At 64.5% G+C, this 14,956-nt stretch carries 18 protein-coding genes; 15 read left to right on the forward strand and 3 right to left on the reverse strand.

The window, feature by feature from the left end:
- Positions 1-149 precede the first annotated feature (149 nt).
- Genes ruvX through ACESNG_RS07515 form a run of 4 tightly spaced genes read left to right on the forward strand, consistent with a single transcriptional unit; the run spans position 150 to position 3,629 of the window.
- Positions 150-620: a Holliday junction resolvase RuvX gene (gene ruvX, locus ACESNG_RS07500; RefSeq protein ID WP_373068413.1), complete on the forward strand. Its 471-nt coding sequence runs from the start codon at positions 150-152 to the stop codon at positions 618-620.
- Positions 617-1,633 (forward strand): endolytic transglycosylase MltG, encoded by a 1,017-nt coding sequence (gene mltG, locus ACESNG_RS07505; RefSeq protein WP_373068415.1) that lies wholly within the window; start codon positions 617-619, stop codon positions 1,631-1,633. Before ruvX ends, mltG begins: the two co-directional genes overlap by 4 nt.
- A gap of 17 nt (positions 1,634-1,650) precedes the next feature.
- On the forward strand, positions 1,651-2,448 hold the full coding sequence (locus ACESNG_RS07510) for a glycosyltransferase family 2 protein (RefSeq protein WP_373059060.1): 798 nt from the start codon (positions 1,651-1,653) through the stop codon (positions 2,446-2,448).
- Positions 2,445-3,629, forward strand: coding sequence for a class I SAM-dependent rRNA methyltransferase (locus ACESNG_RS07515; RefSeq protein WP_373059062.1), 1,185 nt, complete (start codon positions 2,445-2,447; stop codon positions 3,627-3,629). The genes ACESNG_RS07510 and ACESNG_RS07515 overlap by 4 nt, the downstream gene beginning before the upstream one ends.
- Before the next feature lie 17 nt (positions 3,630-3,646).
- Here the strand turns inward: ACESNG_RS07515 and mutM are convergent, their stop codons facing one another.
- Positions 3,647-4,435, reverse strand: coding sequence for a bifunctional DNA-formamidopyrimidine glycosylase/DNA-(apurinic or apyrimidinic site) lyase (gene mutM, locus ACESNG_RS07520; RefSeq protein ID WP_373059064.1), 789 nt, complete (start codon positions 4,433-4,435; stop codon positions 3,647-3,649).
- Positions 4,436-4,569: 134 nt separating this feature from the next.
- On the opposite strand from mutM, the gene ACESNG_RS07525 reads away from it, so the two are divergent.
- A complete protein-coding gene (locus tag ACESNG_RS07525) occupies positions 4,570-5,391 on the forward strand; it encodes a cyclopropane-fatty-acyl-phospholipid synthase family protein (protein ID WP_373059066.1) in 822 nt (273 codons plus the stop codon).
- Between the two features lie 273 nt (positions 5,392-5,664).
- A complete protein-coding gene (locus ACESNG_RS07530) occupies positions 5,665-5,796 on the forward strand; it encodes a hypothetical protein (RefSeq protein ID WP_373059068.1) in 132 nt (43 codons plus the stop codon).
- An 83-nt stretch (positions 5,797-5,879) separates the two neighbouring features.
- Here ACESNG_RS07530 and ACESNG_RS07535 read toward each other — a convergent pair whose 3' ends face one another.
- Positions 5,880-6,212: a hypothetical protein gene (locus tag ACESNG_RS07535; protein ID WP_373059070.1), complete on the reverse strand. Its 333-nt coding sequence runs from the start codon at positions 6,210-6,212 to the stop codon at positions 5,880-5,882.
- A 780-nt stretch (positions 6,213-6,992) separates the two neighbouring features.
- Between ACESNG_RS07535 and tdh the strand changes: the two genes are divergently transcribed.
- The 8 genes from tdh (at position 6,993) to ACESNG_RS07575 (ending at position 14,152) form a co-directional block, all read left to right on the forward strand.
- On the forward strand, positions 6,993-8,003 hold the full coding sequence (gene tdh / locus ACESNG_RS07540; protein WP_373068417.1) for an L-threonine 3-dehydrogenase: 1,011 nt from the start codon (positions 6,993-6,995) through the stop codon (positions 8,001-8,003).
- A gap of 13 nt (positions 8,004-8,016) precedes the next feature.
- Positions 8,017-9,213, forward strand: a complete 1,197-nt coding sequence (locus tag ACESNG_RS07545) for a glycine C-acetyltransferase (RefSeq protein WP_373068419.1) — start codon at positions 8,017-8,019, stop codon at positions 9,211-9,213.
- A 134-nt stretch (positions 9,214-9,347) separates the two neighbouring features.
- Positions 9,348-10,361, forward strand: a complete 1,014-nt coding sequence (locus ACESNG_RS07550; protein WP_373059076.1) for a sensor histidine kinase — start codon at positions 9,348-9,350, stop codon at positions 10,359-10,361.
- Entirely contained in the window at positions 10,354-10,827 is a 474-nt protein-coding gene (locus ACESNG_RS07555; protein WP_373068421.1) for an ATP-binding protein, read from the forward strand. The genes ACESNG_RS07550 and ACESNG_RS07555 overlap by 8 nt, the downstream gene beginning before the upstream one ends.
- A 2-nt stretch (positions 10,828-10,829) precedes the next feature.
- Complete coding sequence (locus ACESNG_RS07560) at positions 10,830-11,183, forward strand: STAS domain-containing protein (RefSeq protein ID WP_373059080.1); 354 nt, start codon at positions 10,830-10,832, stop codon at positions 11,181-11,183.
- Complete coding sequence (locus ACESNG_RS07565) at positions 11,180-12,034, forward strand: patatin-like phospholipase family protein (protein ID WP_373059082.1); 855 nt, start codon at positions 11,180-11,182, stop codon at positions 12,032-12,034. The genes ACESNG_RS07560 and ACESNG_RS07565 overlap by 4 nt, the downstream gene beginning before the upstream one ends.
- A 10-nt stretch (positions 12,035-12,044) precedes the next feature.
- Positions 12,045-12,965, forward strand: a complete 921-nt coding sequence (locus ACESNG_RS07570; RefSeq protein ID WP_373059084.1) for a patatin-like phospholipase family protein — start codon at positions 12,045-12,047, stop codon at positions 12,963-12,965.
- Between the two features lie 8 nt (positions 12,966-12,973).
- Positions 12,974-14,152, forward strand: a complete 1,179-nt coding sequence (locus ACESNG_RS07575) for a PP2C family protein-serine/threonine phosphatase (RefSeq protein WP_373068423.1) — start codon at positions 12,974-12,976, stop codon at positions 14,150-14,152.
- Between the two features lie 146 nt (positions 14,153-14,298).
- On the opposite strand, the gene ACESNG_RS07580 is transcribed toward ACESNG_RS07575, so the two are convergent.
- Entirely contained in the window at positions 14,299-14,568 is a 270-nt protein-coding gene (locus ACESNG_RS07580; RefSeq protein WP_373059088.1) for a DNA-3-methyladenine glycosylase, read from the reverse strand.
- Here ACESNG_RS07580 and ACESNG_RS07585 point away from each other — a divergent pair.
- A partial coding sequence (locus ACESNG_RS07585; protein ID WP_373068425.1) for a pentapeptide repeat-containing protein occupies positions 14,550-14,956 on the forward strand: 407 nt, incomplete at its 3' end. The two genes, ACESNG_RS07580 and ACESNG_RS07585, sit on opposite strands and share 19 nt — an antisense overlap.

Here is a 14,956-nt window from a genome sequence, read left to right on the forward strand (position 1 = left end):
CGAACAGCAGCGCATTTTCCTGTTGCGCTCTTTCCTGGCCGACATGCCCTCCGATGAATCGCTGCTGTTCCTGATCAAGCGAATGGAACGCGCGCAGAACAACAAGGAATTCTTCGAACAGATGGCGGAACCCTGATGCCCCACACACAATGAATGCGACGACCGGTCGCCTCCTTTCCGTAGACTGGGGGGACAAGCGTATCGGGCTGGCCGTCAGTGATGAACTGGGCATGCTCGCCTCCAGCGCCGGCGCCATCAAGCGCCGCGCCGGCAAGCGAGCGCCAATTGCCGAGCTGATGCGGCGCGCCGACGAATTTGGCGTGGCCGGCTACGTGTTCGGTTTGCCGATCGATCCGGCCGGTGCCGAAACCGACCGCTGTCGCGAAGTGCGCGCCGTGGCCGCCAAACTCATTGCGCGTCAGCCACTGCCGGTGCGTCTGGTCGATGAGCGGTTCACGACGTCGGCTGCGCTACGCAGCATCAAGGAACAGGGCGGCAGCACGCGGGGGCGCAAGGAAGAGGTCGACGCGTTGGCCGCCTGCGTTCTCTTGGAAGGGGTGCTGCGCGCATCGTCGCAGGGCGTCACGCTTGGCGAGTTGGTGAGCGCGCCAACGCCGTGAAGCGCCTTCTGCTGCTCGCGGCGTTGGGCGTAGCCGCTTGGTTCGCGTACAGCGAGATCGCGGGTGAAGGCGATACCAGCGCCGCCGGTGAGCGCGTCGTGATTCCCAAAGGCGCCTCGATGCGCGCGGCCGCCGAGTCACTGGCAGTGCATGACGTGATCGGCGCGCCCCGGCTCTTCCGCTGGTACACGTCAGCCGCCGGACGCGAGCGCACGATCAAACCCGGTACGTATCAGTTCCCGTTCGGTGCCGGCTACGCGTACGTGCTCGACGCGCTGGTGACCGGGCGTGGCATCATGCGTACTCTGGTGATCCCCGAGGGCTTCGACCTGCGCGATATCGCGCCAGTGCTGGCCAAGGCGCTGTCGGTTTCGGAAGACTCCGTGCGCGTGGCCGCGACCGACACCACCTGGAGACGGAAGCTCAACGTGCCGGCCCAGTCGCTGGAGGGGTATCTGTTTCCTGCCACCTACGCCTTCGCCGAGGGCACCACGGCGCGCGAAGCGGTGAATGCGATGCTGGAGCGATTCGAATCGGTCTGGAAGCCGGAGTGGGATGTCCGCGTGAAGGCGATGGCGATCTCGCGGCACGATGCCATGACCATGGCGTCCATCGTGGAGAAGGAAGCACGCAAGCCCGAAGAGCGCGCACTGATCTCGGCGGTGTATTGGAATCGCCTGAAGAAGGGCATGCTGTTGCAGGCCGATCCCACCGTGCAGTACGCCCTGCCACAGCACGTGGATCGCGTGTTCTTCAAGGATCTCGAAGTCGAATCCAAGTACAACACCTACAAGTACGTGGGACTGCCCCCAGGCCCCATCGCGTCGCCGGGTGCAGCGTCCATCGCCGCCGCGCTCGCGCCGGCCGACGTGCCGTATCTGTTCTTCGTAGCGCGCGCCGATGGTGGCCACGAATTCCGCACCACGTTCGCCGAGCACCAGCAGGCGATCGCGGAGATCAAAGCCGCCGCTCGCAAAACGCGTGTACCCGCTCGAGCGACGCCCCGACCGTGACTGGCGTACCTCCCTCCGTGTCGCTGCTCGTCTCGACGTACAATTGGCCACGGGCCCTCGAACTGGTGCTCGAAAGTGTGCGCGGCCAACGTGTGTTGCCGCGCGAAGTGGTGATCGCCGACGATGGCTCGCGTGACGACACTCGGCGTCTCATCGAGCGGCTCACTCCAGGGTTTCCGGTGCCGCTGGTGCATGTGTGGCACGAAGACACGGGCTTTCGCCTCGCCGCTATTCGCAACAAGGGGATCGCGGCGACACGCGGCGACTACATCGTGCAGATCGATGGCGATATTCTGCTCCATCCGGCATTCATCGCGGCGCACGCCGCGTTTGCTCGTGACGACAGCTGGGTGCAGGGCTCGCGAGCGCTGCTGAATGCATCATGCACCGCGCGGCTCCTCGATGGTACACAGCGCGATGTCCGTTGTCTGAACGCCGGTATCCAACATCGGCAGAATGCGCTCTACATCCCGTGGCTTTCGCGGTTCATCCGTGGCCCTCGCGACGGGATGCAACGCGTGCGCGGCGCGCACATGGCCTTCTGGCGCGACGACCTCGTGCGCGTGAATGGTTACGACGAGCGGATCGAGGGATGGGGACGCGAGGACAGTGAACTCGCCACCCGCCTGATCAACGCTGGCGTACACCGGCGCAATCTCAAGTTCTCGGCCGTCGCCTATCACCTCTGTCACACATCGGCGAACTTCGATTCCGTGGACCGCAATCACCAACGCCTCGAGCGCACGATGCACGAACGACTCGTCTGGACCGAACTTGGCCTCGATCAGTATCTCGACCGCGAGCAGTTCGCATGAGCGACCGTCGTCCGCCGTCGGGCAGTGTCGCCATCGTGGCGCGTCGTGGCGCGCAGCGCATCCGCCGCGGGCACCCGTGGGTGTTTCGCTCCGATGTGGAATGCTTTCCGGACTTACCCGCCGGCATCGTACGCATCGCCGAATCGAACGGCGCCCCGTTGGGTTTCGCACTCTGGAGCCCGCGCTCCGAGATCTCACTGCGCCACATCGAGCGCAATCCTGCGCACGAACCCGATGCCGCCTGGTGGCACGCGAAGCTGCGCACCGCGATCGCGCGTCGCGCGCCGTTGGCTCGTGAGGCGAACGCGTATCGGCTGGTACATGGCGAGGGCGACGGTCTGCCATCGCTGGTGGTCGACCAATACGGTGACGTACTGGTGGTTCAACTACTCTCGGCTGGCGTGGACGCGTGGACCGACACCATCGTGTCGTCGCTGGTGGAGCTTACCGGCTGCAGTGGTATTCTGGCGCGCAATGACCCGGCCGCGCGCGGTCGCGAAGGACTCCCACGAGAAGTGAGGCTGCTGTACGGCGAGGTGCCGCGCACGGTGGAAGTAGTGGAGCACGGCGTGCGCTATCTCGCCGCACCGTGGGATGGACAGAAAACCGGTGCCTTTCTCGACCAGCGTGAGAACCGTGTGCTGATCGGTTCGCTGGCGCGCGGGCAGGCGCTGGACTGCTTCGCGTATCACGGCAGCTTTGCCTTGCACCTCGCCCGGAACGCCGACCAGGTGTTCGCGCTGGATGTGTCGGCGCCGGCGCTGGCCCGCGTGCACGAGCATGCCGAAAGAAACGGACTGACGAACATCGAGTCGGTGGAAGGCGACGCCTTCGATGTGCTCCGCGCGTGGTACAAGGAGGGTCGTCGCTTCGATACCATCGTGGTCGATCCGCCAGCCTTCGCGAAAACCAGGAGTGCGATCGACGGCGCGCTGCGCGGCTACAAGGACATCAACCTGCAGGCCATGCGCCTCCTGGCGCCGGGAGGGTTGCTGTTCACCGCCAGCTGCAGCTTCCATCTGTCGCGCGGGCATTTCTTCGAGATGCTGCAGGATGCCTCGGCCGACAGCGGACGCGCGTTCGCCTTGCGCGCGATCACCGGCCAGCCACTCGACCATCCGGAACTGATCACCGTGCCGGAGACCGGCTACCTCAAGGGTGCGTTACTCGAAGCGATGTAAGTGTTCGCTTTGCGGCGTCAGCGTCGCTGACAGCGCGAACAGTAGAACGTGCTGCGTCCCGCCTGTGGCAATCGCTTGAGCGGCGTACCACAGCGACGACACGGTTCACCATTGCGTCCGTACACCCGCCAGATGTCGTTTTCATTCACGTCATCGCGGCCGTAGTAGCGTTCCGTCGGCGCCGTTTCGAGCACATGGCGGATGGCATCACGCAGTCGTGCCACACGCTCGCGGGACAGGCTGTTGGCGGCGGTGGCCGGATGGATTCGCGCTTCCCAGAGCGCCTCTGAGGCGTAGATGTTGCCCACGCCAGCCACCAGCTTCTGATCGAGCAGCACCGGTTTGATCGGTCCGCGGCGGCGTGCGAGGGCGATGCGAAAGCCCTCGACGGTGAACGCGTCGGTGAGTGGCTCGGGGCCGATGGCCGGGAGCACGAACGCGCCCGGCGCGTGGAGGCGAACGACACTGAAGGCACGGCTGTCCACCAGCGACACCCGCACACCGTCGGCCGTTTCCAGGCGCACACGCTCGTAGCGCGGAGGGTCTTGGCCCACGCGGGTGAACTCCCAGTCGCCGGTCATGCGGAAGTGGACCTCGAGGATCGCCCCGTCGTGCAGATGCACCAGTTGGATCTTGGCGCGGCGTTCCACGAGGTCGATCGTGAGCCCGACAGCCGCCTGTCGCGCCGTCTCCGGCAGATGCTTTTCCTGGGAGGGGTGCAGCGGTTCGAGGCTGGCGATGACGCGTCCGGCGACGGCATCTCGCAGTCGCTTGGCGGCGAACTCGACTTCGGGCAACTCAGGCATACGGCGTGGGCGGAGAAGGCAGTCGTGGCACTGTCGAGGCACCATCCCAACTCTAATGCGGAGGGACACTTGGAAGTTCTGGGATCACAAAATGTGCGCGATTTCCTCTTGCGTTCCTGAAGGGGGCACCTAGTTTGTCCACATTCCATCCACACCAGCGGGGCACCGTTATCCATTCTCCCCGATCGCTCAAGTACGAGTATGAGCTTTACGTCGAACGCGAAATCGAGGATTACAAGGACTCGGTGTCGCGCGGCGCGTTGCTCAAGATTGGCGACGAGGCCGTTGAAGTGCTGCGAACGCAGGATCAGATCGCCCTCACCGAGATGGTCGTGTGGCAGGAAGTCGACCGGCTGATCACCAAGCGCCTGCGACTTCCTACGTACGCCACCTGGAAGCGTCGTCGTCTCAAGATGCTGGCGCAGTACCAGAAGCCGGAGCACTGGGGCATCGACCCCAACGCGATGCTGGTGCGCGCCCTTGCCGGCTCCAGCGATCGTCATGTGTTGGTGGCTGGAGCGGAGCGGGAAGGTCCGGCGCTGTATCTCGCGGCGAGAGGGTGTGCTGTGACCGCCGTGGAGCCCGCAGAAGACGCCGTAGAACGTGTTGTGCGGGCGGCTGAAGCCGCTGGGCTTACGGAGCGCGTTCGTAGCTACTGCGCCGATCTTGGCGGTTGGGCACCCGACGTCGAACTGCATGCCGTGGTCTGTTCACCAACCGCGTTCGCCGGTCTGACCACGCAGGATCGCGCGCGCGTCATCGAAGTGCTGCAAAGCGCTACCGCCGACGGCGGCGTGCATCTGGTGGAGACGATCGCGGCCGGTACCGAAAGCATGCACGACGGCTTTCCGCTGGAGGAGCTGCGTTCGCGCTACCGCGGCTGGACGATCTCAGTGGAGAAAACGGTGGGGTTGCGCGAGACGTTCATGGCGCGCAAGGATTTCGCGGTCGCATAACCGAATCGGCAGCCGAGTGTGTCGTTTGCACACACTGCGATCGAAATTGTGACGTGTCAGTAGGACACCGCCGACGTGGCCCACGTCGGCGTTTGCTTTTCAAGTCATTCAACACCAACATGTTGAAAATTTGCACGGCGTGGCACTCGGCGTGCTATTGAATCGTGTTGTCGGTCGCATTTTGTGCGACCCCCTCACGTTCACATCAGGGGTGGAGGATCACCCGCAATGCGTCTCAAAGAGTCAGTTCCGGTTCGGCCACAGTTCGAGCCCATGGGGATCGTGATCGCCGATGGTGGGTCCGGCGATCGTCCGTCGCGTTTCGCCGCCTTCGTGTGGGGACCTGTGCCCGATGACGAAGTGCGGTTGCCAGACAGCGCGAAGGAGTTCGTCGCAATCGTGTGAGTTCGTCATGGAAACGTGAAAGGCGCCGGCAGACATGCCGGCGCCTTCGCGTTTATACACCTGCAAACGGCACGAACGCGTAATTACGCGGCGACCGGAGCCGGAGCGACAACCTTCTTGGCGCGCTTCGTGGCCTTGCGAGCACCCTTCTTCGCAGCCTTCTTGGCGCCCTTCTTCGCGGCCTTCTTCGTGGCCTTCTTGGCACCCTTCTTTGCACCCTTCTTTGCAGCCTTCTTGGCAACCTTGCGGGTCGCCTTCTTGGCGGTCTTGCGGGTCGCCTTCTTGGCCGCCTTCTTCACCGACTTCTTCGCGGCCTTCTTTGCGCCCTTCTTCGCGACCTTGCGGGTCGCCTTCTTCGCGACCTTACGGCCACCCTTCTTTGCCGCCTTCTTGGCGGCCTTCTTGGCAGGAGCCATTTCGAAAATCCTCTCGAGGAGGTTTGGATCGCACTCCCTTTCCCCCGGTGGAAAGGTGAGCTCACACAAGGCGCGGCGCATGCACCGCGGTCTTATGCGCTACACGGCCTCCAGAGGAGTCGTGCAGGTGGTTGTCCGCGTTGACCAGCGACGCGGACCAGGCAGGAGCACGGCGCCGCGCGCGATACTTCTCGCGTAGCGCGGCCGCACAGTGCGTTCCCGTAAGACGGGGGAGATGCGCGCGAGGCAACGAATGCCAATGGTGTCGTGGGAGGCGGCGACACACAGACCACGCGGCTCACGCGTCGCAACGGCGACAGCGGAGCACGCCGTCACTCCGCGCAGAGGCGCGAGCAGCGACGACGAAACCGTGGTCTGAACCGAACTGCGGTTCGCCACGAAAGAGGTGGTCGCCGAGGCGACCGTGGACTTCTCGAGGAACTCGTGCCGTTTTATGGCCACGCGTTGCCGATGAGGATTGCGCACCCTGTTGCCGTGTTGCGAGAACCACGGAGACCCGGATGTGGACAGAACACGCAAGTCGTTGAATTCACGCGAATATACGCGTGGATAATTCAACTGCGCAATAGCGCGTATAAAGAACGCGCGCGATTACATGACCTGACTTCGCCCAAACGTGCTCCAAACGCCGACGATCCGGCCTTCCACGCGCATGGTGCGCGTGCGAGTTTTCGCGTTCGAACGGCATGACGATCTCTCCGGCTGCGCGCGGCCAACGCCGCGTACGTCGGTTCTCCTGGGAGTGACATGAAAGCGCTGGTGAAGCAAACGGCTGGGCGTGGCCTGACGCTGACGGAGGTTCCTGAGCCGACGATCCGCGACGACGAAGTACTGATTCGCGTGCGCAGCGCCGGCGTCTGCGGCACAGACGTGCACATCTACGAGTGGGACGCATGGGCTGCTGGCCGGTGCAAGCCGCCGTTCATCTGCGGCCATGAGTTCGCCGGCGATGTCGTCGCGGTCGGCAGCTTCGTCGAGAGCGTGAAGGTCGGTGACCGTGTCACCGCCGAGGGGCATATCGTCGACGAGCGCTCGCTGTTCAGCCGTACCGGCAATGCCCACGCCGACCCGTCCACCAAGATCATCGGCGTCGACCGCGACGGCTGTTTCGCCGAGTACATCGCGATGCCCGCCACCAACGTGTGGCACCTCGACGATTCGATCAGCTACGACGTGGGCGGAATTCACGACCCGATGGGGAACGCGTTCCACACCGCGCTCACCGCCAACATCCCCGGCGCGGTCGTGCTCATCACGGGCTGCGGACCGATCGGTGCCTTTGCCGTGGGCATCTGCAAGGCTGCCGGCGCCGCGCGCATCATTGCGACCGACGTGAATCCCAAGCGTCTCGAGTTGGCCCGCACCATGGGTGCGCATGAGGCCGTGCATCCCGACGACGCCAGGACCGCCGTCATGAAGGCGTCCGACGGCAACGGGGCCGACGTCGTGCTCGAAATGTCGGGCGTCCCCGCTGCGGTGCATCAGGCGTTCGCACTCTGCCGCCCGGCCGGCCGCGTCAACATGCTCGGTATTCCGTCCAAGCCGATCGACATCGATTTCGCCACCGAGATCATCTTCAAAGGTCTCACGATCTACGGCGTGGTCGGCCGTCGGATGTACGACACCTGGCACCAGATGTCGCGTTTCGTGGCGTCCGGCAACTTCGATCCGACCCCCGTGATCACGCACCGCCTCCCGCTCGAAGCGGTCGATGACGCGATGCACCTCATCAAGTCCGGCGATGCCGGAAAGATCATCTTCCAGTTGTAGACCAGGCTTCTCCATGTCACTCAAGACTGAACTGCAGGCCGAGCTCGACGCCTTCAAGGCCGCCGGCACCTACAAGCGCCTCAATTACCTCGAGTCGCCGCAGGGCGCCCGCGTGCGGATGGAAGGACGCGGCGAGGTGATCGTGCTGTCGTCCAACAACTACCTCGGTCTCGCCAACGAACCCGCCGTGGTGCAGGCCGGCATTCAGGCGCTCCAGCAGTACGGCGCCGGTACGGCCTCGGTCCGCTTCATCTGCGGCACCTTCGCGTTGCATCGCGATCTCGAGGTGGCGCTCGCGAGATTCGTCGGCACCGAAGCATCATTGTCATACATGTCGGCCTGGAACGCCAACGAAGCGCTCACGCCCACAATCGCCAGGGAAGGCGACTTTGTGGTGTCGGACGCGCTCAACCATGCCTCGATCATCGACTCGGTGCGTTTGGCCAAGTCGATCACGAAGTGCACCACGGCGGTCTACAAGCACAGCGACATGGACGACCTTCGCGAGAAGCTGCGCGGAGCGAAAGACGCCAAGCGAAAGATCATCTGGACCGACGGTGTCTTCTCGATGGAGGGCTCGATTGCCAAGCTCCCCGAGATTCTGCAGATCGCCCGCGACCACGATGCGATCGTGGCGATGGACGACTCGCATGCCAGCGGCGTGCTGGGCAAAACGGGACGCGGCACGGCCGAGCACTTCGGGGTCATGGGAGAGGTCGACATCATCACCTCGACGCTCGGCAAGGCACTGGGTGGTGCGGCGGGTGGATTCATCGCCGGTTCGGCGGCGCTCAGCGACATGATGACGCAGCGCTCGCGCCCACAACTGTTCTCGAACGCGCTGCCGCCCACCGTAGCGGCCAGTTCACTGGCGGCGGTTGAATTCACGGAAGCGCACCCCGAGCTGGTGACCAGGCTGCACGACAACGCGGCGTATTTCCGCGCCGCCATTCAGGACGCCGGGTTCCATCCACTCCCCGGCGAGACGCCGATCGTCCCGATCATCGTGGGCGAGACGGCGCTGGCCATCAAAGTCAGCGAGATGCTGCTCGACCGCGGCGTGTTCGTGACCGGCTTCGGATTTCCGGTGGTACCGCAGGGCCAGGCACGCGTGCGCTGCCAGGTGAGCGCGGCGCACAGCCGGGACGACCTCGACGCCGTGATCGCGGCGTTCAAGGAAGTGGGCACGCTGGTAGGGTTGTTGTCGTAACGTGTTCTCTGCGCTCTCTGCATCTCCGCGTGATCTCGTACGTTGAGGTGCCCGATCACACAGAGGCGCAGAGAACGCAGAGGCGCAGAGACCGACTTGGCTTGTGATGTGTATTCCCTCAATCGGTAGCCGTCATGCCCCCAGCCTCCCTCCTGCTGGTCAGCATCCTCCTGTTGTTGTCCGTGGCCGGGCTTGTCGTGTATTTCCGCACCCGCGAGCAGAAGCTGCGCAGTGATGCCACGCGCCAGCGGCAAGAACTCGACGACACGATCCGTGCGCTCGGTACGGCACGCGATGCGGCCACGGAGGCGCAGCAAAAGGCAGAATCGGCAAGTCGAGCCAAGAGCATGTTCCTGGCGAACATGAGCCACGAGTTGCGCACGCCGCTGAACGCCATCATCGGCTACAGCGAAATGCTGCAGGATGACGCGGCCGACATGACGCCGGGCGAGATCGCCAGCGACCTCAAAAAGATCACCGGCGCCGGCAAGCATCTATTAAGTCTGATCAACGACGTGCTCGACTTCTCCAAGATCGAAGCGGGGCGTATGGACCTCAATCTCGAAACGGTCGATGTCGCCGCACTCATGCGCGACGTGGAAGGCACCGTGGCGCCGGTGGTGAAGAAGCAGGGGAATCAGTTTGTGGTGCACAGCGAGGCCGACGTGGGTAGCATGACGGCAGATCCCGGCAAAGTGCGTCAGGTGCTGCTCAATCTCCTCTCCAATGCCGGTAAGTTCACCACCAACGGCACGGTGACCTTGCGTGCCCTGCGCACCGAACGGCATGGCGAGGACTTTCTGGCGCTCAGCGTGGAAGACACGGGTGTCGGACTCACCCGCGAACAGTTCGGCCGTCTCTTTCAGGCGTTCGCGCAGGCCGACGCCACCACCCAGCGCGATCACGGTGGCACCGGTCTCGGCCTCGCGCTCTGCCGTCGGTTCACGCTCATGATGGGTGGCGACATCGAAGTGGAATCGAAGGCGGGCAGCGGCTCCACGTTCACCGTCATGCTCCCCGCCAAGGGGCCGGCGCCGGACTCCATCGAGTCGGCGGCAGGCGACGAAGTGGACGACTCCGAGCCTATCTCTTTCCACACCCGCATGTACCAGATCCCTCTCGCCACCGGAAAGGGTCCGCATGGCTGAGCCTTTTAGCTCCGACACGGAGCGCGTCCTCGCCCTGTCGCCGCTCACGCTCGACCGACTCGGCGACGTCCGGCAGTTCCTGCGCGTCACGCTGGCCGAACTCGGATGCGCTGGCGCGACTGATGCGATTGTGCTGGCGGTGGACGAAGTGTGCGCCAACCTCGTGGAACACGCGACCGACGGACTCACTCCCGGACCGACGCGCGTATCCGTGCGGCGGCGTGGAATGGATGCCATCATTGTCGTAGAAGATCGCGGGCACCCGTTCGATCCCGCCGACGCCCCGGCGCCCGACCTCGTTTCCGACTGGATCGACCGCCCGATCGGCGGTCTCGGCTGGTTTCTCGTAAAGCAGATGGTGGACGATCTGAGCTACGACTCTGTGTCCACCGCGCAGGGCATGCTGAACCGATTGACGCTCGTCAAGCGCGGCGCCGCCAGCGCTTCCCCTTCAGGACCGGCATAGCCATGCAGATCTCGATCACACAGCAGGAACACGTTTCGATCGTGGCGGTTACCGGCAGCATCGATGCGCTCACCGCCGATACGCTGGTCACTGCCCTGCTCGACGAAGTGGCAGCCGGCCGAACGCGACTCGTTGCTGACTTCGGCGCCGTCGAGTATACCAGCAGCGCGGGGCTGCGCGTGTTGTTGTCCACGCTCAAGGAATCGCGCCAGCGCGGCGGCGACCTGCGAATCGCCGATATCCGTCCGAATGTGCGACAAGTGTTGGAGTTGAGCGGATTCACCAGCATCCTCAAGTGCTTCGCGGATGTGAACAGCGCCGTGGCCAGCTTCGCGAAGATGGGCGGCACCAAGTGAGTCGTGAAGGGAATGGGATTGCGCTGGTGATCGGCTCGGGTGGCGTAAAGTGCGCCGCCGCGATCGGGCTACAGCGATGCCTCGCTCGCGAGTCCATCAACATCGACCTGGTGGTCGGCTGCAGCGGCGGATCGATCTACGCCGCAGCGATCGCGCTGGGAAAGAACGCCGAGGAAGCGGCAGCGATGAGCACCTCGCTGTGGACCCGCGACGTGACCGCGCAGCCCGATCGCGCCGCGCTGATGCGCATGCTTTTCCCAAAGCTGCTCGGCTTCACCGAACGGTTCGGCCTGAAGAAGGACCACGTGGTGTGGGAGCGACTGACGACGGCCTTCGGCGATCTCACCTTTGCCGACTGCAAGATCCCGCTCTTCATTACCGCCACCGATTTCCGCACCGGCGAGCAGGTCACGATCAGTGAAGGCCGCATCGCCGACGCCGTGCGCGCCAGCATCGCGATTCCGTTTGCGTTCGCGCCGTGGGAAGTGAACGGCCGGCTGTGCATCGACGGCTTCCTGTCCGATCCGCTGCCGGTGGGGGTGGCGATCCGCGAAGGCGCGCAGGTGATCATCGCCATGGGCTTCGAGAGTCCGTATCAGGAGCGCGTGACGTCGGGCGGACGCTTCGCGTTCCAGCTCAGCAGCATCATGACGAACAACTTGCTCAAGGCGTCGTTCGCGTTTCATGGACTGGCGCACCACAGCGAAGTGATCGCCGTGATTCCGCAGTTTTCGCAGCGCATTCGGCTGTTCGACACCGGAAAGATCCCGCTGCTGGTCGACGAGGGCGACGCCGCGATGCGCGAACAGCTTCCCTACCTGCGCCGACTGTTGGCGGCAGTGCCCGCATGAACACGCGCTGATGTCCATGCGAAACGGCTCCACTGGCGAGCGTTCGCTGGGCGACTTCGGACAACGCCGCGCACGCATTGGTTTGGTGATCGGGTCCGGAGGCATCAAGTGCACCGCCGCGGTAGGACTACTCAAAGTGCTCGAGCGGGAGAAGATTCCGGTGGACGTCGCGGTGGGGTGCAGTGGTGGAGCGATCTACAGCGCGCTCTACGCGCTCGGCGACAGTGCCGCCGACATCGAGCGGCAGACGCTGGTGCTCTGGAAGGACCTCTTCAACAAGCTGCATTACCGCTCCCTGCTGCGCGCGATTGCCCCGATGTTCATGGGCTATCACGAGCGGGTGGGGATGGTGGACGACCGGCAGGTGTGGAAGGTGCTCGAAGCGCTGTTCGGCGAACGCACCTTCGCCGACACCAGGATCCCGCTGCTGCAGTCGGCCACCGATTTCCGCACGGGCGACAAAGTCGTGCTCGATTCGGGACGCATCACCGACGCCACGCGAGCCAGCCTCGCGATCCCGATGCTGTTGCGCGCGTGGGAAGTCGATGGCCGCATGCTGGTGGACGGCGGCGCGTCGAACCCGCTACCGATCGATGTTGCGATCCGCGAAGGCTGTGACATCATCCTCGCGATGGGCTTCGAAAGTCAGATGAACGCCGAGGTCCGATCGCTGGTGAATGCGCTGGGTCGGACGTCCACGATCGTGACCAATCACCTGCTTCGCGCCACCTTCGCCTTCTACAGTCTGGCGCACCACGCCGAAGTGCTGCCGATCATGCCCATGCTTGATCGGCACATCGGACTCACCGAGACGCAGCACATCCCGTATTTAATCGAACAGGGCGAACGCGCCGCTGAAGAGCAAATGCCGTACTTGCGACGCTTGCTGCAGGCATCGATGGCCGGCCCGCTTCCGACGCCCGGCCTGTGACCCATCCGATGACCGAAGACCGATCGGCCCCTGCGCGGATCATGGTGGTCGACGATGTCGAGGTGAACCGCGATCTGCTGTCGCGTCGCCTGCAGCGGATGGGGCATGTCGTGACGACCGCCAACGACGGACAGGAAGCGCTCGATCTCACGAGCGATCCGTCGTGGGACCTGATCATGCTCGACGTGATGATGCCGGTGCTCGATGGCATCGGAGCGCTGACCGCGCTCAAGGCGAACGACAGCACGCGGCACATTCCCGTGATCATGATCTCGGCCAACACGGAGCTCGAGACCGTTGTGAAATGCATCGAGCTGGGGGCGGAGGACTATCTCCCGAAGCCGTTCGATCCCGTGCTGCTGCGGGCGCGCGTGGGCGCATCGCTCGAGAAGAAGCGATTGCGCGATCGCGAGCAGGCACGCTCCCGGCGTATGCAGAAGGATCTCGAAGTCGGCGCGCGTATCCAGCGCGACTTTCTGCCGGAAAGTCTGCCCACAGTGCCCGGCTATCAGTTCGCGGCGCGCTTCGAGCCGGCGCGCGAAGTGGGTGGTGACTTCTACGACGCGTTCCGTTTGCCGGATGGCGCGGTGGCGCTCGTGCTGGGCGATGTGTGCGACAAGGGCGTCGGCGCCGCGCTGTTCATGGCCCTGTTCCGGTCACTGATTCGCGCCGTGTCCGCCTCGCAGATCGGGTCCCACACCGTGGACATGCTGGAGTCCCGCGTGCTGCATGCGGTCACGGTCACGAACGACTACATCGCCACCACGCACGGGCGGGCGAACATGTTCGCAACGCTGTTCGTGGGAGCACTCGATCCGGCCACCGGCACGATCGCGTACGTGAACGGCGGACACGAGCCGCCGCGTGTGGTTCGTGCCAACGGCACCGTCCGCACGATGCTGCCGCCAACCGGACCGGCCGTGGGGATGCTGCCGGAGATCCCTTTCACCGCCGGCACGATCGTGCTGGCGCCGGGCGAGACGCTGCTGGTGCTGACCGACGGGATCACCGAGTCCCGTGCGCCGAACGGGCTGTTGTTCGGCGACGACGCGACGGATGCACTGCTCACGGCGCCGGCCGCGACGGTCGATGTCCTACTCGACCGGATGCTCGACGCGGTGCACGCGCATGCTGCGGGTGAGCCGGCGGCGGATGATGTGACGTTGTTGGCGGTCCGGCGGGAGTAGCGCGTCCGTCGGCGTCCACTCACGACTCCAAACTTTTACGCATTACCCAATACTCACGTGAGTCTCGAGTTTTGAGTTGAAGTTTGGAGTTATGGGTTCCCTACTCCCGACTCCGCACTAAAAACCGCATCCGCCACTCGACCGCCTTACTGATCCCGACTCGCGGACCGACCAGTACCAGCTCGGCGACAACCGGTGCCCGGCGGGCCGAACATATGCCAGGTGCGCGCCGTGCGGCCCACCGCCGAATGCGACGCCGGATCGTGAGGTCCGAGGTACGCCTCGGTCTCCACGATCCGACCACTGATTGCTCCCAGTTCATCCTCATGACGCAGAACAGCGCCGAGGAGCTCGCGGGCCACCACTGCCGGATCCCGGTCGTGAAACCCGGCCGGCAGTGGGGCACCGTACGGCATGCTATCGCTTCTTTGCGGTCTTTTTGGCCGGAGCCTTAACAGCCGCTTTCTTGGTCGTTGGAGCCGGAGCCTTCGCCACCGACTTGACCGCCTTGGCCGGGGCCTTGGCGGCCTTGGCGGCTGGCTTCGCCGGTACCTTGACCGCGGCTTTCTTGGCGGCTGGCGCTGGTGGAGCAGCCTTGGTTGGAGCCGTCTTGACCGGAGCCGTCTTGACCGGAGCCGTCTTGACCGGAGCCGTCTTGACCGGAGCCGTCTTGACCGGAGCCGTCTTCCTGACGGCCGGCTTGGCACCACGTCCCCTCACCGGAGCGGCTGGAGTCGCGTCGATCACAGCCGAAGCCACCGGCTCTACCACCGGCGCCGGCGCAACCGCGGCCGGCGCAACCGC

The organism is Gemmatimonas sp. (assembly GCF_041689975.1).
Taxonomy (GTDB): domain Bacteria; phylum Gemmatimonadota; class Gemmatimonadetes; order Gemmatimonadales; family Gemmatimonadaceae; genus Gemmatimonas.

Bases quoted from the DNA above. Each gene is read 5' to 3' on its own strand.
- ACESNG_RS07545 (WP_373068419.1), top strand. From the start codon at position 8,017: ATGTCACTCAAGACTGAACTGCAGGCCGAGCTCGACGCCTTCAAGGCC.
- mutM (WP_373059064.1), bottom strand. From the start codon at position 4,435: ATGCCTGAGTTGCCCGAAGTCGAGTTCGCCGCCAAGCGACTGCGAGAT.
- ACESNG_RS07560 (WP_373059080.1), top strand. From the start codon at position 10,830: ATGCAGATCTCGATCACACAGCAGGAACACGTTTCGATCGTGGCGGTT.
- ACESNG_RS07575 (WP_373068423.1), top strand. From the start codon at position 12,974: ATGACCGAAGACCGATCGGCCCCTGCGCGGATCATGGTGGTCGACGAT.
- ACESNG_RS07580 (WP_373059088.1), bottom strand. From the start codon at position 14,568: ATGCCGTACGGTGCCCCACTGCCGGCCGGGTTTCACGACCGGGATCCG.
- ACESNG_RS07535 (WP_373059070.1), bottom strand. From the start codon at position 6,212: ATGGCTCCTGCCAAGAAGGCCGCCAAGAAGGCGGCAAAGAAGGGTGGC.
- ACESNG_RS07550 (WP_373059076.1), top strand. From the start codon at position 9,348: ATGCCCCCAGCCTCCCTCCTGCTGGTCAGCATCCTCCTGTTGTTGTCC.
- ACESNG_RS07530 (WP_373059068.1), top strand. From the start codon at position 5,665: ATGGGGATCGTGATCGCCGATGGTGGGTCCGGCGATCGTCCGTCGCGT.
- ACESNG_RS07515 (WP_373059062.1), top strand. From the start codon at position 2,445: ATGAGCGACCGTCGTCCGCCGTCGGGCAGTGTCGCCATCGTGGCGCGT.
- ACESNG_RS07555 (WP_373068421.1), top strand. From the start codon at position 10,354: ATGGCTGAGCCTTTTAGCTCCGACACGGAGCGCGTCCTCGCCCTGTCG.
- ruvX (WP_373068413.1), top strand. From the start codon at position 150: ATGAATGCGACGACCGGTCGCCTCCTTTCCGTAGACTGGGGGGACAAG.
- ACESNG_RS07570 (WP_373059084.1), top strand. From the start codon at position 12,045: ATGTCCATGCGAAACGGCTCCACTGGCGAGCGTTCGCTGGGCGACTTC.